Here is a 23,579-nt window from a genome sequence, read left to right as displayed (position 1 = left end):
TAAAAAATCGTTAAGCATGCACGCTTAACGATTTTTTTTGAGGATCTTCGTGATATTGCATTCAAAGTGAGAATACGTTATAGTTATGAAGCGAATGTAATAGCAGAAATGAGGAAAAGAAATGCAGAAAGAATCCATTTATGGACTGACAAGAGAACAGCTTGTGGACTGATTTTTAGCCCATGGCGAGAAGAAATTTCGCGCAACACAAGTGTGGGAATGGTTGTATACAAAACGTGTTGCTTCATTTAGTGAAATGTCGAACATTTCTAAATCGTTGATGACTTTATTAGAAGAAAATTTTTCATTAAATCCATTAAAACAAGTCATTGTGCAAGAAGCGCAAGATGGTACTGTGAAATATTTATTTGAATTACCAGATAAAAATATGATTGAAACAGTTTTAATGCGTCAAGAATATGGGTTATCTGTTTGTGTGACCACTCAAGTTGGCTGCAATATCGGGTGTACATTTTGTGCTAGTGGGCTATTAAAAAAACAAAGAGATTTAACTGCTGGCGAGATTGTTGCCCAAATTATGTGGGTACAACACTATTTCGATGAACGTGGGTTGGATGAACGTGTTAGCCATGTCGTTGTGATGGGAATTGGTGAACCATTTGATAATTATGCCAATGTCATGAACTTTTTACGAACGATTAATGATGATAAAGGCTTGGCCATCGGTGCCCGCCATATTACAGTTTCAACAAGTGGTTTAGTGCCAAAAATTCGTGAATTTGCGGACAGTGGACTACAAGTAAACTTGGCAATCTCATTACATGCTCCTAACAATGAAGTCCGTACATCAATTATGCGGATTAATCGTAGTTTTCCAATTGAAAAATTAATGGCAGCAATTGATGAATATATTGAAAAAACCAACCGGCGTGTTACATTTGAATATATTATGTTGAGTCAAGTGAACGATCGACCAGAACATGCCCAACAATTAGCAGATTTACTACGGAATAAGAAAAAACTTTCTTATGTTAATCTGATTCCATATAACCCGGTGAGTGAACACGATCAATATAGCCGAAGCTCTAAAGAAGCGGTATTAAAATTTTATGATGTACTCAAAAAGAATGGCATCAATTGTGTTATTCGTAAAGAGCACGGAACAGATATTGATGCGGCTTGCGGACAATTACGTAGTAAACAAATGAAAAAAGAAAAAGTCAAAAACCAATAACGTAGTTAAAATCGGATCAAAAAGGTTTCTTTTTGATCCGATTTTTCGTTTATTTAATGGAAAATCGTCGCTTCCTCAGTTTTTGTTTATAAACAAAAGATGAATGCTCTAAAACTTTTATGACAAATTTTCTTTTTGTAGTTTTCAAACTTGAAATTCTAAAAGAAATAGCTATACTGAAAAGAGATCGTCACAGAATTTTTCATGAAAACAGCTATTATTTTCGTTATCTTTTCAAGAAAGTGAAAATTTTGTAACGCTTGTTTATTTTAAATGAAATGAGGGAGTCTATGGAGAAAAAGCAATTAAAAAGAGAGATAACAACGTTTGGTGCGTTATCCACGGTAATGGGTACGGTGATTGGCGCTGGCGTTTTCTTTAAAGCTGCGAGTGTCGTTGGACACGCACAGTCATCTAGTTTAGCTATTTTTGCTTGGGTATTAGGTGGTGCCTTAACCATTTGTGCAGGATTAACTAGCGCCGAACTTGCTACAGCAATCCCTGAAACAGGTGGCGCAGTGAAGTATATTGAATATACATATGGGAAACTAGCTGGTTTTCTGTTAGGGTGGGCACAAAGTATTATTTATTATCCTGCCAACATTTCGGCGTTATCCATTATTTTTAGTACACAACTAATCAACTTGTTTCATCTATCGGCAAATTTATTGATACCGATTGCCGTTCTTGCTGGAACCAGTATCACGATAATTAATTTATTAGGAACAAAAATTGCTTCTTTGGTCCAATCCACGACATTGGTGGTAAAACTGATTCCAATTGCCTTGATTTCTTTAGTAGGATTATTTACTCCAGGGCAGGTAGCGGTTTCGCTTTTTCCCATTGAAACAACAGCGAATACTGGCTTTTTAGTTGCTTTTAGTGGTGCCTTAGTTGCAACCATGTTTGCTTATGATGGCTGGCTAGGTGTGGGTAATGTGGCTGGTGAAATGAAGCGACCAGAAAGAGACTTGCCTAAAGCTATTATTTTTGGTTTGTTATTGATTACTTTAATTTATGCCTTAATTAATTTTGTGTTTCTAAAAACATTACCAATTGAGCAAATCGCTGGAAATTTAAACGCTGCTTCGGATGCTTCTGTGGCTATTTTTGGACCAATTGGTGGTAAAATCGTAACTATCGGGATTTTAATCTCTGTATATGGTGCGTTAAATGGTTACACAATGACGGGAATTCGGATTCCTTATGCCTTGGCCTTAGATAATCTGATGCCTTTTAGTCGCCAGTTTCAAAAGTTGTCTAAACGCTTTGTTGTTCCTTACGTAGCTGGAATTTTTCAGTTAGCCGTAGCCGTTATTATGATGTTTTTCGGGACCTTCGATTTATTGACGGATATGTTAGTTTTTGTTATGTGGCTTTTTAATCTATTAATTTTCTTAGCCGTTTTTATTTTAAGAAAACGAGAACCTGAATTAAAACGACCGTATAAAGTTCCTGGCTATCCAATTATTCCAATTATCGCGAGTCTAGGTGGTATCTTTATCTTGGTTACAACAAGTATTACACAGCCTTTTCTAGCATTGATTGGGATTGGGATTACGCTTTTAGGAATTCCAGTTTATTTAGTTAATAAACAAAAAACGAAGCCAAAAACGTAAACGATCCGATCTGATTCTGATAGTTTTCTCAAAGATTTTGTGATTCAGAGAAATTTTTGAAAACTAAAAGCCAGATTTTTTTAGTATAATACTAAGTGTCTAGTAGTTCCACTATTTTGGGGAAGATAGATGGACAGCGCAAACTTCAAAAAAAGAACCTTCATCTTATTGGTGAAGGTTCTTTTTTTTGCTGAAATCATAAAATAAATGCGTAGTTTATTAGTGAGAGGAGGAAATAAATGACTGAAAATGTAAAAAAATTGGCTCATCAATTAATTGAATGGGGCGTTCTTCATGGAGCGCAAGACGTTTATTTTTTACCCAATGATAACGAAATAGCCATCTCTTTTCGGACAGGGATGCAACGGACACCTTACACACAAATTTCCGCAGAAATAGGTGAAAAGCTAATTTTCCACTTTAAATTTATAGGCGGCATGGATGTCGGAGAAAGACGAAAAGCACAATTAGGTGCGACAACTTATCTAATTGGCGAGACAAAGCAACGCTTGCGTTTATCATCTGTGGGGGATTTTCAGAATCGAGAGAGCTTGGTGATTCGCTTTTTGCATCGATTTGGTGAACAAGCTGAACATTTTTTCTTTCCCGACCAACTGAATGAAATTGAAGCATCTTGTCAGAAACGCGGACTTTATTTATTCAGTGGACCAGTTGGTTCGGGGAAAACAACAACCATGTATCGTGTGGCTAAACAAAGAAGTCGCGAACAACAAGTGATAGCAATTGAAGACCCTGTTGAAATTGAGGAAAAGCAGTTTTTACAGTTGCAAACAAATGAAAAAATTCAGTTAACGTACGAAGCCTTAATCAAAGTCTGCTTGCGACATCATCCTGATATTTTGATTATTGGTGAAATTCGTGATAGTGAGACGGCTCAAGCAGTTATTCGAGCCGCCTTAACCGGTCATACTATTTTTGCGACAATTCATGCGCGCAACTTATTGGGGGTGCAACGCCGTTTGATAGAATTAGGTGGCCCAGAGCATGAATTGAGTGAATGCTTGCAAGGTGTTATTTATCAACAGATCTTGACAACCACGATTAATAAGGAAGAAGTAGCGGGAATTCTTTATGATTATTTCTTCTTTAAGGAAGCCATTATAAAGAGCAGTTGGCAAAAGAATCTAAGAAAGGCGTGGGCATATGGGTTTATTACAGAAGAAACGTATTTCCAAACCGTCGAATAAACTAACAAAAAAACAACAGCAGCTTTTTCTGAAACTATTAGCAGATTTACTTGCAAATGGTTTTAATATACAAGAAAGTTTTTCCTTCATGAAAAAATCAAACGCGTTACCTCAGCACAGTATAACTTTTTTAGTCGAAGGTTTTTCCTCAGGTATTGCCTTACAAGCTTTAGTAGAACAATTAGGATTTTCAACAATGGTCTCGGCTCAATTATCGTTTGCTACCGCACACGGTGATTTGGTAGGGACACTACAAGCGATTTCCGAACATTTTTTTCAAACGGAAAAATATCGGCAACAGTTCTATAAAATAATTAGTTATCCGTTGCTCCTGATTGTTTTTTTGATTCTCGTCATTGTTGGTATTCGACAATTTTTATTGCCCCAATTAATGGAAAATAGTGCCAATAATTTCTCTAAAAATATTGGGATTCTTCTGATTGTTTACAGTCCGTACATTCTGTTTACTTTACTTTTTGTCCTCTTATTTAGTTTCTTCATTTTAAATCGTTATTTGAAGCATCAATCTGCTATTCAGCGGGCGTTCATTTATCTGAAATTGCCAATTATCTGCGGTCTTTATCGGGAATACGTCAGTGCTTTTTTTGCACTAGAATGGGGGAAGTTGCTCGCACAAGGATTAGAAATGAAAGAGGTCATTGATTTGATGCGACACACCACCAATTATCCCTTAATGAAAGAATTAGCTGAAGCAATTAGTGAAGGACTGCTAGTTGGTGAAACCTTACATAGACAATTAGCCGCTTATCCTTTTTTTACAAAAGCATTGGGTTTAATGATTCAACAAGGAGAAGTGAAAGGAAAACTAGGTAAGGAGTTGATGGTTTATAGTAATGTCTGTTTTCAAGGTTTTTTCAAAAAAATTGAACGAGTTATTACTCTTGTTCAACCACTTATTTTTATCGTAATTGCTTGTTTAATTATCGGTGTTTATGGTGCAATGTTACTGCCTATTTATGGCAATATGGAAGGAGTTTTATAATGAAAAAGAAACAGAAATACGCAGGTTTTACATTATTAGAAATGTTGATTGTCTTATTGATTATTTCCGTATTGATTTTACTTTTTGTCCCTAACTTAGCAAAACATAAAGAAACTGTTGATAAAAAAGGCAATGAAGCAATCGTAAAAATTGTAGAATCACAAATCGAGCTCTATACACTAGAAAAAAATAAGACGCCTTCCTTAAATGAATTAGTCAACGAAGGCTATATTACTAAAGAGCAGTTAGATAAATATACAGCAGAAAAGCAATGAACAAGTCTGCAGGATTCACATTAATGGAAACACTTGCTAGTTTGACGATTGTTTGCTTTATGACTATGCTCCCAACACTCACTATTAACCGTTGGCAAGAGACGTTAAAAATTGAACAGTTTCTAGCTACGATAGAAAAACAACTTCGTTTTGCGCAACAGCAAGCAATTGTTTTAGAGGAAACACAAGAAGTTTGGTTTTTTGAAGAGCAACAAAGCTTTTCGTTTCCTGATAAATTGAGCCAATCGGCTGGAAGGACTTCGCTAGCTGTACCTGAAAAAATGACTGTGATTGGTCCAAGCAAGCTCAGTTTTCTTCACTCTTCAGGGAACAATGGCCGTTTAGTGAAATATATTTTTACTTGGACTGAAAAGAAACAGCAACTTATTTTACAATTTCAGATGGGGAGTGGTAAATATACGAAGAAAATTAACTATTTATAGCGGTTTTATTTTATTAGAGAGTCTCGTTAGTTTTAGTATTGTATGTGTTGTAGCAGGGATATTATCTCTGACTATTACACAATTAATTCAGCAAAATTATCAACGTGAGCAACAATTAACGCGCACTCGTCTAGGATACGAAGCAATTTTGTTTTTAGAGCAGACGGGGGATCTACGTTTTAAAGAGCGGATATATCAAGGAGAAACTTACAAATTTTCTTTGATGGAAAACGAGGGAAGAAGGATACTAAAAGTCACAGATTCAAGAGGAGCGATTTTGATTGGTGAATAAAAAATATGCGGGTTTTACGATGTTAGAGTGTTTAGTGGCACTAGTCGTTTTAAGTTGTATGTGTCAATTGTTTCAGTTGATGATTCAACAAAGTTTTATCGGAAATCAATATTTGAAAAACAATGATTCGAAATCCTGGCATATATTTTTAATTCAATTAGAAAATGAATGTCAAAAGCTCGCTTTCCAAACAGGCTCTGCTCAAGAGATTTCTTTCCTCGATTCAGAAACAAACAAGACTATTTCAATTCAAATCAAAGAAGATAAAATTATTAAGCGAGTCAATGGTAAAGGATATCAGCCGCTGTTAATCGGTATCAAAAATGGACAGTTTAAAAATGAAGGGCAATCGTTTACTTTGGAAGTTACTTTTACTTCTGGAAAAACATTTGATAGTTTTTTTCCGATAAAAGGAGAATTACAATGAGGCAAAAATATTCAGGAAACTTATTATTCACGGCCATGGCATTTGTTTATTTGATGAGTTTTCTCACCCTTCAGTTACTAGAAGAACGTCAGTTAACACAAAAATTTACGCAAGCTACACAGGAATACTATACAGTGAAAAGTATCCTTCATTTATTTCTTGCAGATGTTAAACAAAATAGACGAAAGTTAAAAACAGACGAAAGGCTCGTATATGAGCAAGTAACCCTCAATTATACATACAAAAATGAACAATTAAGAATAACTGTTTTATTAAACAAATCTGGTCAGAAATACCAATACCAAGAGAGATTTTCTCATCCAAAAAAAGCGGAAACAATCCTGGAGTAGCGTTGTTTTTCTACAAATTATTAGATTTTAGAAGAAAGACAGTAAAGGCATTGATTATTCTTTCTTTTTTCGTTAAAATAAAACAGGTATGGAAGTTGTTACATTTTGAATAGAATAGAGGTGCTAATTTGTTCCCAGAAAAAATTGAAGAGGCTTTCGAGCCAATGGAACAAGCAATCCAGTTATTGCAACAGTCATTGGATACTTCTTTTTTAGATGCGTATATTGAGAATGGTGAAAATATTTTAGATGATTTTCAAGTACGAGTACTTGACGGAGTACCTAATCCAGAGACAGTGAAACAATTAGAAACGCTGTATCATACGATTAAAAAAATTGATTTAGCTCCTGAAGATGTGCGACGCTTGTCCCAATTACTTTTGTTAAAAGGCACGAGAAAAGAGCAGCTTCAAGCAAATCATCAATTGACGCCAGACGGTATTGGCTTTTTGTTTGTTTATTTAGTAGAACAATTAACAAATAAATCAGAGCTATTAAAAATTTTAGATCCTGCTTCAGGAATGGGAAATTTACTGTTAACGGTTCTGCTGAACCTTGAAACAGCTGGTTACAAAGTTTCTGGTTATGGTGTGGATATCGATGAAACACTTTTGGCAGTATCTTCTGTGAACAATGCTTGGTCACAAGCCAATATTCAGTTGTTCCATCAAGACGGATTGCAAGATTTGTTATTGGATCCAGTTGATTTAGCATTAAGTGACTTGCCGATTGGCTATTATCCAAATGATGAGCGAGCAAAGGGATTTGCTGCTGCTGCTGAGGAAGGCCATAGTTATGCGCATCATTTATTAATGGAGCAAGCTATGAAATATGTGAAGCCAGCAGGGTTTGGCTTATTCTTAATCCCAACCAATATTTTAGAGACTGAGCAAAGTGAATTCTTTAAAAATTGGTTGACGAAAAACGTCTATTTACAAGGAATGATACAGTTACCTGATGAATTGTTTAAGTCAGAACAATCACGTAAAAGTATCTTGCTTGTTCAAAACAAGGGTGCAGATGCTGAGCAAGTGAAGGAAGTTTTGTTAGCAAAACTTGCCTCTTTGAAAGATATCAATAAAGTAACGGAGTTCTTTAAACAATTTGAAGCTTGGAAAGCTTCAAATTTAAAATAAAATAGTAACGAAGAGGAGAAAATTATGTCTAAAACAATTGCAATTAATGCAGGTAGTTCAAGTTTAAAATGGCAATTATACCAAATGCCAAATGAAGAAGTGATCGCTAAAGGAATCGTTGAACGTATTGGCTTAAAAGATTCTATCTTCACAATTAAATATGGTGAAGGACAAAAATATGAAGTAATTGTTGATATTGATAATCATGAAGTGGCAGTAAAAATGTTACTAGACCAATTAATCGACTTAAACATTTTAGGTTCTTATGATGAAATTACTGGTGTGGGTCACCGTGTAGTTGCTGGTGGAGAAGAATTTAAAGATTCTGTTGTTATTACAGACGAAGTATTAGAAAAAATTGAAGCTTTATCTGAATTAGCGCCTTTACACAACCCAGCGAATGCGATGGGGATTAAAGCATTTAAACATATCTTACCAGAAATCATTAGCGTGGCAGTCTTTGATACGTCGTTCCACACGACAATGCCAGAACACAACTATTTATATAGTGTACCACGTGAATACTATGAAAAATTTGCTGCTCGTAAATATGGGGCACATGGAACAAGTCATCGTTATGTTTCTCAACGTGCTGCAGAAATGTTAGGTCGTCCAATTGAAGACTTAAAAATTATCACTTGTCACTTAGGAAATGGTGCTTCAATCACTGCAGTTGATGGTGGTAAATCAGTCGATACATCGATGGGCTTCACTCCTCTTGCTGGTGTTACAATGGGGACTCGTTCAGGAGATGTTGATGCGTCACTATTGCCTTATTTAATGACAAAACTTGGCTTGACTGATGTGCAAGACATGGTTGATATTTTAAACAAAAAATCTGGTTTATTAGGTTTAACAAATGGTTTATCAAGCGACATGCGCGATATTCAATCAAACCTAGATAAACCTGAAGTTCAAACAGCATACAACATTTTTATCGATCGTATTCGTAAATACATTGGTAGCTATGTCACTGTTATGAATGGCGTTGATGCGATTGTCTTTACTGCTGGAATCGGTGAAAATGCTATTGGCGTTCGTAAAGATATTATTGATGGCATGACTTGGTTTGGTTGTGAAATCGATGATGATAAAAATAATGTACACGGTGAAGAAGCAGTTATCTCAACGGATGATTCAAAAATCAAGCTTCTATTAGTACCAACTGACGAAGAGTTAATGATTGCCCGTGACGTAGAACGTCTAAAATAATTAAACGAACACACCTTGTGAGACGCTCTCACAAGGTGTGCTTAATAGGTAAATAAGAAGAAACTGAGCCAACTATCAAAAGTGATAGTTGGCTCAGTTTCTTTTTATTTTTTATTTTTCTTCATTTTTTGGTAATTTGTTGTCTAAATCCGTCCGTACAACGAGAACATCGCAGTTAGCGTTACGGATAACCGATTCAGAGACAGAGCCAATAAATAAACGCTCAACGGCATTTAATCCAGTTGCTCCTAACATAATTAAATCAATGTTGTATTCTTTTGGTAATTCTTTGGCAATAATGTTCTTAGGAGAACCATAGGCTAGAACGCTGGAGACTTTTGTTTGTCCCATATCCACCGCTTGTTGTTGGTAGGTGTCTAAGGTTTCTTTTGCCATTGACATTGCTTCTTCTGCTAGCGCACCATCAAAAGAGGACACTGATTGGAAAGAGCGCGTATCAACAACATGTGCTAATAGTAATTCAGCATCGTTTCGTTTAGCGACGTTGACCGCTTTTTTAAAGGCTAAGTCTGCTTCGTCAGAACCATCGATTGCTATCATAATTTTTTGATATTGTTGTAACATAATAACCGCTCCTTTCAGCGTAAAAAAATCATTAATTGTTTCTATAATAATTGTAAAACAAACAAAGAAAAAAAGAAACTGAAACCGCTTCTTTTTTTCTGAATATTGGCATTTTTTTGTAAAAAAAGAGGTCGGGACAGAAATGTTTAACTCCGAGAACCAAGTAGGTACTGTTTAACATCTATTTGCTTTGCAAATAGTGTTTCTCAGCAATAAGAAGGAATTTCCGAAAATTGTTCTATAATTTTTGGAGACCAAGTAGGTATTGTTCATCATCGAATCACTACGTTCTTCGTGATTTTCAACAATTTCGGCTTATTTCCGAAGGACCTTCAACTCTTAGAGCTTTAGCTCTTAGAAGTTGTTGAGATCGGAGCAACGCGTAGTGTTGCTTCTGTTCCCGCCGTTTATCAATTTTTAAGCCTGGAACAAAAATTCAAAGTGATTTTTGTCCCAGGCTCTTTAAATTCATCGTCTTTTATGACATTTTTTTTGCAAAAGTTAAACTAAATAACGTTGAAAGCAATAAAACAAAAAAGATAAAACCAATTGACAATAACGGGCGATTAAAAATAGCCGCTAGAACGCCTAGAATGGCGATAATCAAGTAATAACGCCCAAAACGTTCGATAAACTGTTGACTTTCTGGTGCAGTTTCTTTTTTTAAGAGTGGTAAAAAAGCTACACTTTTCTTCATCAAATAATAACTGGCTACGCCTGTGACAACGGCGAGTAATAGTACGAGTATACGAATCATCTTGTCCTCCAAAAAAAAACAACTTGCCAGAGCAAATTGTTTAGAAATCTTCATAAAAATGGTAAAATCCGTCGATGCCGGTAATCGTCCTAGAGTATTGAACCCGCAAGATAAGCAGGTGGGTTCCTCGATCGCAGTATTGAACTACCAAAAGAAAAGGCATGTTACCAACTTTGATACAAGCAGGATCCCTAGATATCAATAAAAATGTTCGGTCAACACAGTGAAAGGACAACGCGTACATCACAGATTTACCATCTTTATAATAGCATACTCTCTCAAAATCGGCAACGAGATTGTTTCTTTTTTTGAAAGCGTATTATTTTGTTATTTTTTCTGTTTCCATTCTTGGATACGCTTGAGTTGCTGATGTAAGGCTTGTTCATATTTACCAATATCAATTGGTTCGTAATAACGTGCCTCTTTTAATTTATCAGGTAAGTATTGCTGATTGACCCAACCGTTTTCAAAATTATGTGGGTATTGATAACCAATGCCACGATTTAATTCTTTGGCTCCAGCATAGTGGGCATCACGCAAATGATCAGGAACGTCTCCCACAGAGCCTTGTCGAATATCTGCCAAAGCAGCATCGATCGCTGTGACTGCAGAATTTGATTTTGGCGATAAACATAAATCAATGACGACACTGGCTAGAGGAATCCTAGCTTCTGGAAACCCTAGCTTTTCGGCGGCTTGAACAGCGGTGACCGTCCGAGCGGCGGCAGCAGGATTCCCAAGACCGATATCTTCGTAAGCAATGACCATTAAACGACGACAAATAATCGGTAAATCACCTGCTTCAACTAAGCGACCCAAATAATGAAGTGCAGCATCTACATCGCTTCCTCGAATCGACTTTTGGAAAGCGGAAATCACGTCGTAATGGGCATCGCCATCTTTATCATGCGTTAAGGCTTTTCGTTGCACGCACTCTTCAATAATCGGTAAGGTAATCTTAATTTCGCCTTGTTCATTTTTGGGTGTTGATTTAACAGCTAATTCTAGTCCATTTAGCGCACTACGTAAGTCACCGTTCGTTGCACGTGTCAAATGTTGTAATGCTTTTTCTTCTAATTGGACAGGATAATCGCCTAAACCACGTGTGCTATCGGTTAAGGCTTCTTGAATCGCTTGATGAATGTCTGTTTCCGTTAATGGCTTTACTTCAAAAATTTGCGTGCGACTACGAATCGCAGGATTAATTGTAATATAAGGATTTTCGGTAGTGGCGCCAATCATGATAATTCGTCCGTTTTCTAAATGAGGGAGCAAAAAATCTTGTTTTGTTTTATCTAATCGGTGAATTTCATCAAGCAGTAAAATCACTGTACCACTCATTTTGGCTTCTTCAGCAACGATTTGTAAATCTTTTTTGGTGTCTGTGGCCGCGTTCAACATGCGAAAGGCATAATTTGTTGAACCAGCGATTGCACTGGCAATACTGGTTTTACCAGTACCAGGCGGCCCATAAAGAATCATCGATGAAAGCATTTTGGCTTCGACCATCCGACGAATAATTTTTCCAGGGCCGACTAAATGTTGTTGACCAACTACTTCGTCTAAGTGACGAGGTCGCATTCGATAGGCTAAAGGTTGTTGCATAAAAGGACCTCCTTTTTCATAATCATCTTATTATAACATAAAGAACGTACATTCGCTTTTTGGTGGTTTTTGGCTTTTAGATGGATATAGCGGAAGGTTTCGTGTATGATAGGGAGTGGTGAAAGAAATGAAAGAAACGATAAATATCTTTAACACAAAGACAACTGAAGAAGTGGCGCAATACTTGTTAGGGATGTATTTAGAGCACGAAACAGCAACAGGCGTTTTAGGTGGGTACATCGTGGATGCAGAAGCTTATTTAGGTCCTGATGATGAGGCGGCCCATAGCTTTGGCTTAAGAAAAACGCCACGCTTAAAAGCCATGTATGACAAACCAGGCACGATTTATTTATATACTATGCACACGCATTTAATTTTAAATATGGTGACACAAGAACAAGGCAAACCACAAGGGGTGATGATCCGTGCGATTGAACCCGTTGCAGGTGTCGATCAAATGATTGAAAATCGCCAAGGACGTCAAGGCGTGGAATTGACTAATGGACCAGGTAAGTTAGTTGCAGCCTTAGGAATTGATAAGCAATTATATGGGCAGTCGATTTTTTCTAGTTCATTACGGATTGTGCCAGAAAAACGAAAATTTCCGAAAAAAATTGAGGCACTACCACGAATTGGGATTCCCAATAAAGGTCGTTGGACAGAGTTGCCTTTAAGGTACGTCGTGGCTGGCAATCCCTATATTTCTAAACAAAAAAGAACAGCAGTAGACCAAATAGATTTTGGCTGGAAGGATGAAGAAAATGAAAAAAGCAACAATATTAACTTACTTAGAGGAACAACTTGAAAAACACTTAGCAGATTACGAAGTAGGTCTTGATTGGGATCGCAAAAACCATACCATCGAAGTTATTGTTCGTTTATATGCAGAAAACAATGAGCAAGTGGCGATTGATGATGTTGATGGTACGCTTTCAGAAGAAGAATTTATTGAATTTGAAGATGGTTTGTTATTTTACAATCCGCAAAAGTCAGTCGTTGATGACGAAGAGTATTTAGTCACAATTCCTTATGAAGGAAAAAAAGGGCTACGCAAAGCAGTTTTAGACGGATTCATTAACTATTTAAAAGTGGTTTTAGATGAAGGGCAAAGTGATTTGTTAGACTTTTTATCAGATGAAACAGCGGAAGTTTTTGAATTGCATTGGGAGCCAGCAGATTTTGAAGCGATGATTAAAAAAGTGGCAGAAACAGAAAAAGAACAATGGATTGCGTATCCAAGTTATTAATTTAGAGGTGAGAACATGAAGTGGACAGAAGTAAAAGTAGAAACGGCTAGCGAAGCAGTTGAAGCAATTTCAAACATTATGATGGAAGCTGGCGCAAGTGGCGTGGCCATTGAAGATGCGTTGGACATTGAAAATTTTGAAAGTGATCTGTATGGGGAAATTTTAGATAAAGAGCAATTCACCCACATTAAAGAAGGGGCGATTGTGATGGCTTATTTTCCTGAAACAACCTTCTTACCAGAAATTTTACCATTTATGAAAGAAAATATTTTACGCTTGCCTGAGTACGGCTTATCCATTGGTAAAAACGAAATGACAATTAGTGAAGTAGCAGAAAGCGACTGGGCAACTGCTTGGAAAAAATATTATCATCCTGTCCGTGTCACACGATTCTTAACGATTGTGCCAAGTTGGGAAGCCTATCACGCACAAGATGAAGCAGAAAAAATTATCACATTGGATCCGGGTATGGCTTTCGGTACAGGCACGCATCCAACGACTCGTTTAACCTTGCAAGCTTTAGAAACTGTTTTACGTGGTGGCGAAACAGTTCTAGATGTAGGAACGGGTTCTGGTGTTTTGAGTATTGCAAGTCGCTATTTAGGGGCTAAAGACGTCTACGCATATGATTTAGATGAAGTAGCAGTTGCAGCGGCAAAAGAAAATATGGATTTAAATCCCATTGCGGCCGATGTTCATGTGTCAGCCAATGATTTACTAAAAGGGATTGACCATTCTGCTGATGTAATCGTCGCAAATATTTTGGCAGATATTATTGTGTTAATGATTGAAGATGCTTGGCGTTTGCTAAAACAAGACGGTACCTTCATTATTTCTGGAATTATTGAAGATAAAAAAGCAATGGTTTTAGAAGCACTAACGAAAGTCGGTTTTGTGGTGGACCAACTCTTTAATCAAGGCGATTGGTATGCGATTATCTTGAAGAAACCAGAGGAAGAGTAAAATGCAACGGTATTTCATGAAAGAAGATTATCAAGAAAAAGATTTGTATAAAGTCGCAGATGAAAACTATCATCATATTGTGCGAGTTATGCGAATGACGCCGAATGATCGTTGTTATTTAGTCTTTCAAAATAAAACTGCCATTTTAGCTGAGATTGTGGAAATTGATTCAACGTCTGTTTACTTTAAAGAAATTAGTAAAGAAGAAATGGACAAAGAATTGCCAATTGAAGTGACGATTGCGTGTGGGTTACCAAAAGGGGACAAGTTAGAATGGATTGTTCAAAAAGGCACGGAGCTAGGTGGCAATCAGTTTATCGGCTTTCCTGCGAAAACTTCCGTTGTCAAATGGGACCACAAAAAAAGAGTAGCCAAAGAAAAAAGATTACAAAAAATTGCCACAGAAGCGGCGGAGCAATCGCATCGGCAGCAGACACCAAGTGTTTCTTTGGTGGAAAAAACACAAGAAATCATTGCGCAATTTGACTCATATGACACAGTCTTGGTTGCGTATGAAGAATCAGCAAAACAAGGAGAAAAAAGTCAATTAGCACAAGTATTATCCACTTGCCAGCCAGGCACACGTTTATGTGTGCTCTTTGGACCTGAAGGTGGCTTTGCACCGCAAGAAATTGAACAATTTCTGCAGGCTGGGGCGAAACTTTGCGGGTTGGGTCCGAGAATTTTACGAGCAGAAACAGCACCGTTGTATCTTTTAAGTGCGGTTAGCTACCAAATGGAACTTTTAAATTAAACGAAAGCCCGCCTGTAAAATTCTTGGAGGCATTCTCTTTGAATAAACAGAGAGTAAAAAAGCGACAGTGATTGAAATTTAAGGGAAATTTAGTATAATAGAGTTGTTGAAAGTGCTACTGTTTCAAGTGGTACTTTTCTTTTTTATTAAAATAGATAAAACGTGAACGAAGTGTTCTTTATCCAAAGGTCACCTTCATAGAGGAGTGAATACCATGCCAAAAGAAGAAATACTGACAGGCCCAGCGGTCATCAAAATTGTAAGTATCTATATGGGACCAGAACATGTTGAGTTGGTTCAAAAAGCATTAACTTATGCTGAAAAAGCACACGAAGGTCAAGTCCGACAATCAGGTGAACCTTACATCATCCATCCGATTCAAGTGGCAGGCATTCTGGCTGAATTACATATGGATCCCCATACTGTAGCAACAGGATTTTTACATGATGTTGTCGAAGATACGGACGTAACACTGGACGATTTAAAAGAAGAATTTGGCGAAGACATCGCAATGTTAGTCGATGGCGTAACGAAACTAGGAAAAATTAAATATAAATCTCACGAAGAACAATTAGCTGAAAACCATCGGAAAATGTTATTGGCAATGGCGCAAGATTTACGGGTTATTATGGTGAAACTAGCCGATCGTTTGCACAATATGCGCACATTAAAACATTTACGTGAAGATAAGCAACGACGGATTGCACAAGAAACTTTAGAAATTTATGCGCCTTTAGCACATCGCTTAGGGATTAGTCGAATTAAATGGGAATTAGAAGATACGGCCTTACGTTATATTAATCCCAATCAATACTATCGAATTGTTAATTTGATGCAAAGCAAACGCGATGAACGTGAAGCTTATGTGGCAGAAGCAGTCGAAGATATTCGTTTAGCTACGGAAGATTTAGAAATTTACGCAGAAATATATGGTCGACCAAAACATATTTATTCAATCTATCGTAAAATGAAGGACCAAAAGAAACAGTTTAATGAAATCTATGACTTATTAGCCATTCGTGTTATTGTCGATTCCATTAAAGATTGCTATGCCGTGTTAGGGGCGATTCATACACGTTGGACACCATTGCCAGGTCGCTTTAAAGATTATATTGCTATGCCAAAAGCGAATATGTATCAATCTATCCATACGACAGTTATTGGACCAAAAGGGAATCCAGTAGAGGTCCAAATTCGGACCCATGAGATGCACCAAATCGCCGAATTTGGGGTGGCGGCTCACTGGGCCTATAAAGAAGGCAAAGCAGAAAAAATTGAAACAGATGAACTAACGAAGCAAGTCGATTGGTTCCATGAAATTATTGAATTACAAGATGAAAGCTACGATGCTTCTGAATTTATGCAAGGTGTGAAAGAAGACATTTTTAGCGACAAAGTCTATGTCTTTACGCCAAGTGGAGATGTAACCGAACTGCCAAAAGGCTCCGGACCACTAGATTTTGCCTACAGTATTCATACTGAAATTGGGAATAAAACAACTGGTGCGAAGGTCAACGGCAAAATGGTACAGTTAGATTATGTCCTAAAAAATGGGGATATTATTGAAGTCCTAACATCACCGAATTCTTTCGGACCTAGTCGCGACTGGCTGAAAATGGTTAAAACAAGTAAAGCCAAAAATAAAATCAAACGTTTCTTTAAAGAACAAGACCGTGAAGATAACATTATTAAAGGGCATGATGCTGTCGTTAAATACATGACAGAAATCGGCTTTACACCGAAAGAATTTTTAACGAAGAATAAAATGGCGGAAGTGCTAGATAAATTTAAATTTCAAACGGAAGATGATTTATTTGCGGCAGTAGGTTATGGCGAAGTAAGTGCGCAAGTAGTGTGCAATCGTTTAACAGAAAAAGAACGCCGCGAACAAGAGTTAGAACGCCAACGTCAAGAAGCAGAAGAGTTGCTAAATCAACCAGCTAAAAAAGAATCAGAAAAAATGAAAGTTCGTCATGAAGGCGGCATCGTGATTCAAGGGGTGGACAACCTGTTGATTCGTTTAAGCCGTTGTTGTAATCCAGTACCTGGCGATGAAATCGTTGGTTACATTACCAAAGGACGTGGCGTTTCAATTCATCGTGCGGACTGTCCTAACGTACAACATCAAGAAGAATTAGCGCAACGTCTAATTGAAGTTGAGTGGGAAGATACCGAGCACAGTCGCAAAGAATACGCTGCCGATTTGGAGATTTACGGCTATGATCGTAGTGGCTTACTAAGTGATGTTTTACAAGTCATTAGTTCAATGACAAAAAATTTAGTCGGCGTTGAAGCTCGTCCATCCAAAGATAAGATGGCCCAGATTCATGTCACTGTGAAAATTCAAAACCTTTCTCATTTAAAAACCATCGTTGACAAAATTAAAAGTGTACCAGATGTTTATAGTGTTCGTCGAACCAATGGGTAAGTGTTAAAAGTGAGGCAAAAAAGATGAAAGTAGTTATTCAAAGAGTCAGTCAAGCACAAGTCGCGATAGAAGAGCAGATAGTAGGACAAATCAAGCAAGGCTTCATGGTGCTGGTTGGCATCCATCAAGAAGACACGCCAGAAGATGTGGCTTATGTTGTTGGTAAAATCAGCAAATTGCGTGTTTTTGAAGATGACGAAGGGAAAATGAATCGCAGCATTCAAGAGATTGAAGGGTCAATTTTGAGTATCTCTCAATTTACCCTCTATGCAAAAACTAAAAAAGGCAATCGTCCCAGTTTTATTGAAGCGGCTCGTCCAGATGTGGCGATTCCTTTGTATGAATTATTTAATCAACAATTAGAAGCAGAAGGAATAGCAGTAGCCACAGGAAAATTTGGCGCGGATATGCAAGTGTCGTTGACCAATGATGGACCAGTAACCATTGTGATTGATACACGAGAAAAATAATTGATTTTCCTGTCGGAACCCCTTGACTTTCTAAGAGAACTTTAGTAGTTTATAGATAATATTAAAAATCTACGAAGGAACGAGTAAGTTTCATCTGTCTGCGAAGAGAGAGTTGCCGTGGCTGAGAGCAACTTCAACAGTGAAAGTGAAAGACATTCTGGAGATGGACGGAAGAAAAGCCGTCCCGTTACGAGCGTTAATCGTTGAGGAAAGAGTAAAATCTTTCAAAACTAGGTGGTACCGTGTAAAAGAGACTTTTACGCCCTTGTATGTTGAACATACAAGGGCTTTTTTCATTTTTAGAAAAAAGAAAATGGCACACACATTTTTGTGAAATGATAGAAGGAGAGAAAGACAATGAGTTATCAAAAACCAAAAGGAACAAACGATATTTTGCCAGGAACTTCTGAAAAATGGCAATTTGTGGAAGAAACAGCTCGTTTGATTTTTAAAGATTATCAATACCAAGAAATCAGAACCCCAATTTTTGAACATTATGAAGTAATCTCTCGCAGTGTTGGGGATACCACAGATATTGTTTCAAAAGAAATGTATGATTTTTATGATAAGGGAGACCGTCACGTGACGCTACGTCCTGAGGGAACAGCGCCGATTGTTCGGGCCTTCGTTGAAAATAAATTATATGGCCCAGAATACACAAAACCATACAAAACCTATTACATGGGGCCCATGTTCCGCTATGAGCGCCCACAAGCTGGTCGTTTGCGTCAATTCCATCAAATTGGTGTGGAAGCATTTGGTAGTGAAAACCCAGCATTGGATGTTGAAATCATGGCTATGGCTTTGGACTTCTTCAAACAATTAGGCATCCAACAAATCAAATTAGTTATTAATTCCTTGGGGGATAAAGAAACACGTGCTACGTACCGTCAAGCATTAATCGATTATTTAGAGCCCCATATGGCAGAATTAAGCGAGGATTCACAACGTCGCTTACATGAAAATCCATTGCGGGTGTTAGACAGCAAAGATAAAAAAGATAAGGTGATTGTCGCGGAAGCACCCTCCATTTTAGATTATTTAAATGAACCATCTAAAGCACATTTTGAAGCAGTAACTGATATGTTAGATTTACTAGAAATTCCTTATGAAATTGATAGTAATATGGTTCGTGGCTTGGATTATTATACACACACAATTTTTGAAATTATGAGTGAAGCGCCTAAAATGGGTGCGCAATCAACTATTTGTGCAGGGGGCCGATATAATGGTTTAGTTGAAGAATTAGGCGGCTCAGACACACCAGGTTTTGGTTTTGGTATGGGTATTGAACGAGTGTTGTTAACAATGGAAGCTGAAGAAGTTGTGATTCCAGCGTTATCTGAATTAGACGCATATGTGGTTGGCATTGGTTCAGAAACCAACGTCGCAGCTTTGCAACTTGTTCAAAGCATTCGTAACTTTGGTTTCTCAGCTGATCGTGATTATATGAATCGCAAACCAAAAGCGCAATTTAAAACGGCCGATAAATTACAAGCAAAATTAGTTTTAACAATCGGTGAAAATGAATTGAATGAAGGCATTGTCAACGTAAAATCAATGGCAACACGCGAAGAAAAAGCCTTTCCGTTAAGTGCTATTCATGATTCATTTGATGAAGTGTATGACGAAATGATGACAAAAATGATTGAAGAATAAAAAGGAGAGATTGAGAAATGGCAAAACGCACAACCTATTGCGGCAATGTATCTGCCGAATTTATTGAAAAAGAAGTTGTATTAAAAGGATGGGTTCAAAAACGTCGTGACTTAGGAGGCGTTATCTTTATTGATTTACGTGACCGTGAAGGAATCGTCCAAGTGGTCTTTAACCCAGAAAAGTCAAAAGAAGCATGGGAAATTGCTGATAAATGTCGTAGTGAATACGTCATCGAAGTTAAAGGTCAAGTCGTTTATCGTGATCAAGAAGCGATTAATCCCAAAATGAAAACTGGCGAGTTTGAAGTGATGGCGACTGACATTACGATTTTAAATACTGCGAAAACAACGCCATTTACCATTGAAGATGATAATAACGTTAATGACGAATTGCGCATGAAATATCGTTATTTAGATTTACGTCGTCCATCAATGACAAACAACATTAAATTACGTCACCAAGTAACGAAAACAATCCGTCACTATTTAGATAATCATGACTTTTTAGACATTGAAACCCCTTATTTAGGCAAATCAACACCAGAAGGCGCTCGAGATTATTTAGTTCCTTCTCGTGTCCATGCCGGTCATTTTTATGCTTTACCACAATCACCACAACTCTTTAAACAATTATTAATGGGGGCAGGCTTCGATCGCTATTACCAAATCGTTCGTTGTTTCCGTGATGAAGATTTACGAGGCGACCGTCAGCCAGAATTTACACAAATCGATATCGAAACGACCTTTTTAACACCAGAAGAAATTCAAACATATACAGAAAATATGTTGGCTGAAGTGATGAAAGAGACAAAAGGAATTGAGATTTCTGTTCCATTTCCACGAATGAGCTATGACGAAGCAATGGCACGCTATGGTAGCGATAAACCCGACACTCGTTTTGCTATGGAATTAATTGATGTTGCAGATGTAGTGAAAGACGTAGACTTCAAAGTTTTCCAAGCAGCGTTGGAAAATGGCGGACATGTTAAGGCTTTAAATGCAAAAGGCGCCGCAGATAAGTATTCTCGTAAAGATATGGATAACTTAGGTAAGTATGTGAGTCAATTTGGCGCAAAAGGCTTAGCTTGGTTAAAAGTTGAAGAAGATGGCTTAAAAGGACCGATTGCTAAATTCTTAACAGAAGTTAGTGATGAATTAATTGCTGCTACCAATGCAGAAGTCGGTGATATTTTAATGTTTGGTGCCGATAAACCTGAAATCGTAGCCGCTGCTTTAGGTGCGGTACGTACACGTTTAGGTAAAGAATTAGGTTTAATTGATGAATCGAAATTCAATTTCTTGTGGATTGTGGATTGGCCGTTGTTTGAATATGATGAAGAAGCTGGTCGCTACGTTTCTGCTCATCATCCATTTACACAACCAAAAGCAGATGATGTGGCCCGCTTAGCAACAGACCCAGCCTCTGTGTATGCTGAAGCTTACGATGTTGTCTTAAACGGCTACGAATTAGGCGGCGGCTCATTACGGATCCATACACGAGAATTACAAGAAAAAATGTTTGAAACGTTAGGTTTTACAAAAGAAGAAGCACAAGACCAATTTGGTTTCTTGCTAGACGCATTAGATTACGGCTTCCCGCCACATGGAGGGATTGCTTTAGGGCTAGACCGCTTAGCAATGCTATTGGCTGGGGAAGAAAATATTCGTGAAGTGATTGCCTTCCCTAAAAATGGTAAAGCGATTGATCCAATGAACAACGCACCAAGTTTAGTTTCTCCATTACAATTGTTCGAATTAAACATTGATGTAACAGCCATTGACGAATAAGTTTTAAATTCAAAGAAAGAGTGACCTCATTGACAGATGAGGTCACTCTTTCTTTGGGAAGGAAAAAGATAACGAAAGATTTAAAAAAGTGGCTGAGCTAAAAATCTGCCAATTGGCTGTTTTTTCTTTTTAGAAAACTTTGTATGATAACTGAGTGTATAAAGGAGCGAAACAAATGACAAAAATAATTTTAACAATTGGCGGTTCCGATCCTTTTTCAGGTGGCGGGATTCAAACAGATTTAAAAACGTTTGAAAATCATCAAGTCTTTGGCTTATCAACTTTAACTTGCCTTGCTACAGCCCCTAAGAATCATTTTCAGATTCATGACCTTGAGACTTCTTTGGTGAAAGAGCAACTCGCTTCCATACCTGCCGGCAGTTTAGACGGCATCAAGATTGGCTTGATTCACAGTGAAGAAAGTATGCTACAAATTGCAACCTTTTTGAAAAAGCACGCAGGTCTGCCGGTGGTGTTGGATCCTGTCTTGGCTTTTAAAGAAACGACTTCAGTTTATGAAAAAAGGTACATGCAGTTATTGGTTGAAAAACTTTTTCCATTCGCAACGATTATAACGCCTAATTTAAAAGAAGCAGAATTACTCATTGGCAGAAAATTAACAACCGTCGAAGAAGTCCAACAAGCGGCGGAAGAGTTAAACTCTTTAGGAGCGGCAACGGTGGTGATTAAAGGCGGTAATCGTTGGCTTGGTCAAGAAGCACGTGACTTTTTTTATGATGGACAACAACATATTCAATTGGTCAAAGAAAAAGTAATGGCCCACACCATTGATGGCGCTGGTTGTTCCTTTGCCTCTGCAATTGGTGCGAATTTAGTTAAAGGATATCCGTTAATTGAAGCAGTTGATTTAGCAAAAACATACGTTCATGAAGCCATTGTTTCTGGGGTCCAGCTAAATGCAGCTTTTGGAAGTGTGTGGCATGAAGGATTACTAGCAGGAGGTGTGGCGGATAGTGACAAGAAAAATTAGTCTATATGCAGTAATTACCGCTTTAACAGTGGCTGTATCAATGGTCTTTATTATCCCCGTCCCAGCAACAAATGGTTTTGTTACATTGGCGGATGCAGGGATTTACGTTGCTAGTTTACTTTTTGGTCCGATCGGTGGCTTGACAGTCGGAGCTTTAAGCGGTGGTTTAATTGATTTATTGTCAGGCTATCCACAATGGTTCGTTTTTTCGTTATTGATTCATGGTGGACAAGGGTGGTTAGCAGGGCACTTCTTTAATAAAAATAAAAAGATGCAAACGCTAGGATTACTTTCAGCCAGTCTCCTCATGATTAGCGGGTATGCTTTAGCGACTAGCTGGCTTTACGGCGTGGGTGCGGGGATTGCCTCTTTACCAGGGAATATCATTCAATCCTTATTTGGGGTGATTGTAGCATTGCCTCTTAGTCAAACATTAAAACGTGTGTTACCAAAAAATGGTCGTTTAGAAGAAAGAAGGATGAACAAATGACTATCGATGAAAAAATGTTAAAAGAACAGTTAGTGACAATTACAGAAGAAGTCATTACAGCAGGAAATTTACAAAAAGGGGACCTATTTGTTTTAGGTTGCACCACCAGTGAGGTAGTAGGCGGAGTCATTGGTAAAAATTCCAGCGCCGAAGTAGGACAATGGATTGTCTCAACCTTAATTGAACAATTAGATAAAAAAGGCATCTCTTTGGCTGTGCAAGGATGCGAACATATTAATCGTGCTCTAGCCATGGAACGTCGTGTGGCTGAAGAAAAAGGCTTTGAAATTGTCTCTGTAGTACCACAATTACATGCTGGCGGTTCTTGTTCAGTGGCTGCCTTTGAAAAATTTGATGAACCAGTGGAAGTGGAGCATATTGTTGCTCAAGCAGGGATTGACATTGGCGATACATCTATCGGTATGCACGTAAAACATGTGCAAGTGCCTCTTCGCTTGAGCATTCGAATGTTAGGTGCGGCTCATATTACAGCATTATATTCTCGTCCTAAATATGTAGGTGGACCAAGAGCCCATTATGAAACAACTCAAGAACGAAATCGTTAAGATTTCGTTCTTTTTTCATTTCTATAAACATTTGATGAATCTTCCGTAAATATTATAGGAATCTCTTTTTTTCTCTCGGTAAACCACGTATAATATGAAAAGAAATGTAATTTATTG

25 protein-coding genes, 1 other RNA gene and 1 pseudogene are annotated in these 23,579 nt (G+C 37.6%); 23 read left to right on the top strand and 4 right to left on the bottom strand.

Going from position 1 to position 23,579, the window contains the following annotated elements:
* The first annotated feature begins 121 nt into the window (after positions 1-121).
* The 11 genes and pseudogenes from rlmN (at position 122) to IGI87_RS08720 (ending at position 9,160) form a co-directional block, all read left to right on the top strand.
* A pseudogene (gene rlmN, locus IGI87_RS08770) lies at positions 122-1,195 on the top strand (23S rRNA (adenine(2503)-C(2))-methyltransferase RlmN).
* A 290-nt stretch (positions 1,196-1,485) separates the two neighbouring features.
* The gene (locus tag IGI87_RS08765; protein ID WP_438736699.1) at positions 1,486-2,814 is read left to right on the top strand and encodes an APC family permease; all 1,329 of its coding nucleotides are present in this window, start codon (positions 1,486-1,488) and stop codon (positions 2,812-2,814) included.
* 239 nt (positions 2,815-3,053) lie between these two features.
* Positions 3,054-4,022: a competence type IV pilus ATPase ComGA gene (gene comGA, locus IGI87_RS08760; protein WP_438736697.1), complete on the top strand. Its 969-nt coding sequence runs from the start codon at positions 3,054-3,056 to the stop codon at positions 4,020-4,022.
* Complete coding sequence (gene comGB / locus IGI87_RS08755) at positions 3,979-5,025, top strand: competence type IV pilus assembly protein ComGB (RefSeq protein WP_438736695.1); 1,047 nt, start codon at positions 3,979-3,981, stop codon at positions 5,023-5,025. The genes comGA and comGB overlap by 44 nt, the downstream gene beginning before the upstream one ends.
* Positions 5,025-5,300, top strand: coding sequence for a competence type IV pilus major pilin ComGC (comGC, locus tag IGI87_RS08750; RefSeq protein ID WP_002356991.1), 276 nt, complete (start codon positions 5,025-5,027; stop codon positions 5,298-5,300). The genes comGB and comGC overlap by 1 nt, the downstream gene beginning before the upstream one ends.
* Positions 5,297-5,743, top strand: coding sequence for a competence type IV pilus minor pilin ComGD (gene comGD / locus IGI87_RS08745; protein WP_317095153.1), 447 nt, complete (start codon positions 5,297-5,299; stop codon positions 5,741-5,743). The genes comGC and comGD overlap by 4 nt, the downstream gene beginning before the upstream one ends.
* On the top strand, positions 5,709-6,035 hold the full coding sequence (locus IGI87_RS08740) for a type II secretion system protein (RefSeq protein WP_280210800.1): 327 nt from the start codon (positions 5,709-5,711) through the stop codon (positions 6,033-6,035). Before comGD ends, IGI87_RS08740 begins: the two co-directional genes overlap by 35 nt.
* On the top strand, positions 6,025-6,462 hold the full coding sequence (comGF, locus tag IGI87_RS08735; protein WP_438736693.1) for a competence type IV pilus minor pilin ComGF: 438 nt from the start codon (positions 6,025-6,027) through the stop codon (positions 6,460-6,462). The genes IGI87_RS08740 and comGF overlap by 11 nt, the downstream gene beginning before the upstream one ends.
* Positions 6,459-6,812, top strand: a complete 354-nt coding sequence (comGG, locus tag IGI87_RS08730) for a competence type IV pilus minor pilin ComGG (protein WP_104855170.1) — start codon at positions 6,459-6,461, stop codon at positions 6,810-6,812. Before comGF ends, comGG begins: the two co-directional genes overlap by 4 nt.
* Before the next feature lie 128 nt (positions 6,813-6,940).
* Positions 6,941-7,948 carry a class I SAM-dependent methyltransferase gene (locus IGI87_RS08725; protein WP_438736691.1) on the top strand — a complete coding sequence of 336 codons (1,008 nt, stop codon included), beginning with the start codon at positions 6,941-6,943 and terminating at the stop codon, positions 7,946-7,948.
* Between the two features lie 24 nt (positions 7,949-7,972).
* On the top strand, positions 7,973-9,160 hold the full coding sequence (locus IGI87_RS08720) for an acetate/propionate family kinase (protein WP_438736689.1): 1,188 nt from the start codon (positions 7,973-7,975) through the stop codon (positions 9,158-9,160).
* Between the two features lie 111 nt (positions 9,161-9,271).
* Here the strand turns inward: IGI87_RS08720 and IGI87_RS08715 are convergent, their stop codons facing one another.
* The 4 genes from IGI87_RS08715 to IGI87_RS08700 form a co-directional block, all read right to left on the bottom strand.
* On the bottom strand, positions 9,272-9,745 hold the full coding sequence (locus IGI87_RS08715; protein ID WP_104854105.1) for a universal stress protein: 474 nt from the start codon (positions 9,743-9,745) through the stop codon (positions 9,272-9,274).
* A gap of 478 nt (positions 9,746-10,223) precedes the next feature.
* On the bottom strand, positions 10,224-10,556 hold the full coding sequence (locus tag IGI87_RS08710) for a hypothetical protein (protein WP_113794297.1): 333 nt from the start codon (positions 10,554-10,556) through the stop codon (positions 10,224-10,226).
* 7 nt (positions 10,557-10,563) lie between these two features.
* Positions 10,564-10,757: non-coding RNA, 6S RNA (ssrS, locus tag IGI87_RS08705), on the bottom strand.
* A gap of 72 nt (positions 10,758-10,829) precedes the next feature.
* Positions 10,830-12,107 carry a replication-associated recombination protein A gene (locus IGI87_RS08700; RefSeq protein WP_113794295.1) on the bottom strand — a complete coding sequence of 426 codons (1,278 nt, stop codon included), beginning with the start codon at positions 12,105-12,107 and terminating at the stop codon, positions 10,830-10,832.
* A gap of 127 nt (positions 12,108-12,234) precedes the next feature.
* On the opposite strand from IGI87_RS08700, the gene IGI87_RS08695 reads away from it, so the two are divergent.
* The 12 genes from IGI87_RS08695 to IGI87_RS08640 all read left to right on the top strand — a co-directional run bounded on the left by IGI87_RS08695 (position 12,235) and on the right by IGI87_RS08640 (position 23,462).
* Positions 12,235-12,912, top strand: a complete 678-nt coding sequence (locus tag IGI87_RS08695; RefSeq protein ID WP_438736686.1) for a DNA-3-methyladenine glycosylase — start codon at positions 12,235-12,237, stop codon at positions 12,910-12,912.
* Positions 12,869-13,354: a DUF3013 family protein gene (locus IGI87_RS08690; RefSeq protein ID WP_317095154.1), complete on the top strand. Its 486-nt coding sequence runs from the start codon at positions 12,869-12,871 to the stop codon at positions 13,352-13,354. Before IGI87_RS08695 ends, IGI87_RS08690 begins: the two co-directional genes overlap by 44 nt.
* 15 nt (positions 13,355-13,369) lie before the next feature.
* On the top strand, positions 13,370-14,317 hold the full coding sequence (prmA, locus tag IGI87_RS08685; protein ID WP_002357075.1) for a 50S ribosomal protein L11 methyltransferase: 948 nt from the start codon (positions 13,370-13,372) through the stop codon (positions 14,315-14,317).
* Between the two features lies 1 nt (position 14,318).
* Positions 14,319-15,071, top strand: coding sequence for a 16S rRNA (uracil(1498)-N(3))-methyltransferase (locus tag IGI87_RS08680; protein ID WP_438736683.1), 753 nt, complete (start codon positions 14,319-14,321; stop codon positions 15,069-15,071).
* 214 nt (positions 15,072-15,285) lie between these two features.
* Complete coding sequence (locus tag IGI87_RS08675; RefSeq protein WP_438736681.1) at positions 15,286-17,499, top strand: RelA/SpoT family protein; 2,214 nt, start codon at positions 15,286-15,288, stop codon at positions 17,497-17,499.
* A 23-nt stretch (positions 17,500-17,522) separates the two neighbouring features.
* Positions 17,523-17,969, top strand: a complete 447-nt coding sequence (dtd, locus tag IGI87_RS08670) for a D-aminoacyl-tRNA deacylase (RefSeq protein WP_113794287.1) — start codon at positions 17,523-17,525, stop codon at positions 17,967-17,969.
* A 139-nt stretch (positions 17,970-18,108) separates the two neighbouring features.
* Positions 18,109-18,303 carry a hypothetical protein gene (locus tag IGI87_RS08665; protein WP_162782500.1) on the top strand — a complete coding sequence of 65 codons (195 nt, stop codon included), beginning with the start codon at positions 18,109-18,111 and terminating at the stop codon, positions 18,301-18,303.
* Between the two features lie 23 nt (positions 18,304-18,326).
* The gene (hisS, locus tag IGI87_RS08660) at positions 18,327-19,628 is read left to right on the top strand and encodes a histidine--tRNA ligase (RefSeq protein WP_438736679.1); all 1,302 of its coding nucleotides are present in this window, start codon (positions 18,327-18,329) and stop codon (positions 19,626-19,628) included.
* A gap of 17 nt (positions 19,629-19,645) precedes the next feature.
* Complete coding sequence (gene aspS, locus IGI87_RS08655) at positions 19,646-21,415, top strand: aspartate--tRNA ligase (RefSeq protein ID WP_104854101.1); 1,770 nt, start codon at positions 19,646-19,648, stop codon at positions 21,413-21,415.
* Positions 21,416-21,569: 154 nt separating this feature from the next.
* The gene (locus tag IGI87_RS08650) at positions 21,570-22,406 is read left to right on the top strand and encodes a bifunctional hydroxymethylpyrimidine kinase/phosphomethylpyrimidine kinase (protein WP_438736677.1); all 837 of its coding nucleotides are present in this window, start codon (positions 21,570-21,572) and stop codon (positions 22,404-22,406) included.
* Positions 22,390-22,896, top strand: a complete 507-nt coding sequence (locus tag IGI87_RS08645; RefSeq protein ID WP_438736675.1) for an ECF transporter S component — start codon at positions 22,390-22,392, stop codon at positions 22,894-22,896. Before IGI87_RS08650 ends, IGI87_RS08645 begins: the two co-directional genes overlap by 17 nt.
* On the top strand, positions 22,893-23,462 hold the full coding sequence (locus IGI87_RS08640) for a TIGR01440 family protein (protein ID WP_438736673.1): 570 nt from the start codon (positions 22,893-22,895) through the stop codon (positions 23,460-23,462). Before IGI87_RS08645 ends, IGI87_RS08640 begins: the two co-directional genes overlap by 4 nt.
* The last annotated feature ends 117 nt before the right edge of the window (positions 23,463-23,579 follow it).

This window comes from Enterococcus sp. DIV1444a, assembly GCF_051712125.1.
GTDB lineage: Bacteria > Bacillota > Bacilli > Lactobacillales > Enterococcaceae > Enterococcus > Enterococcus faecalis.
The sequence above is the reverse complement of the archived record's forward strand: the minus strand, read 5'-3'. Positions and strand labels throughout refer to the sequence as shown.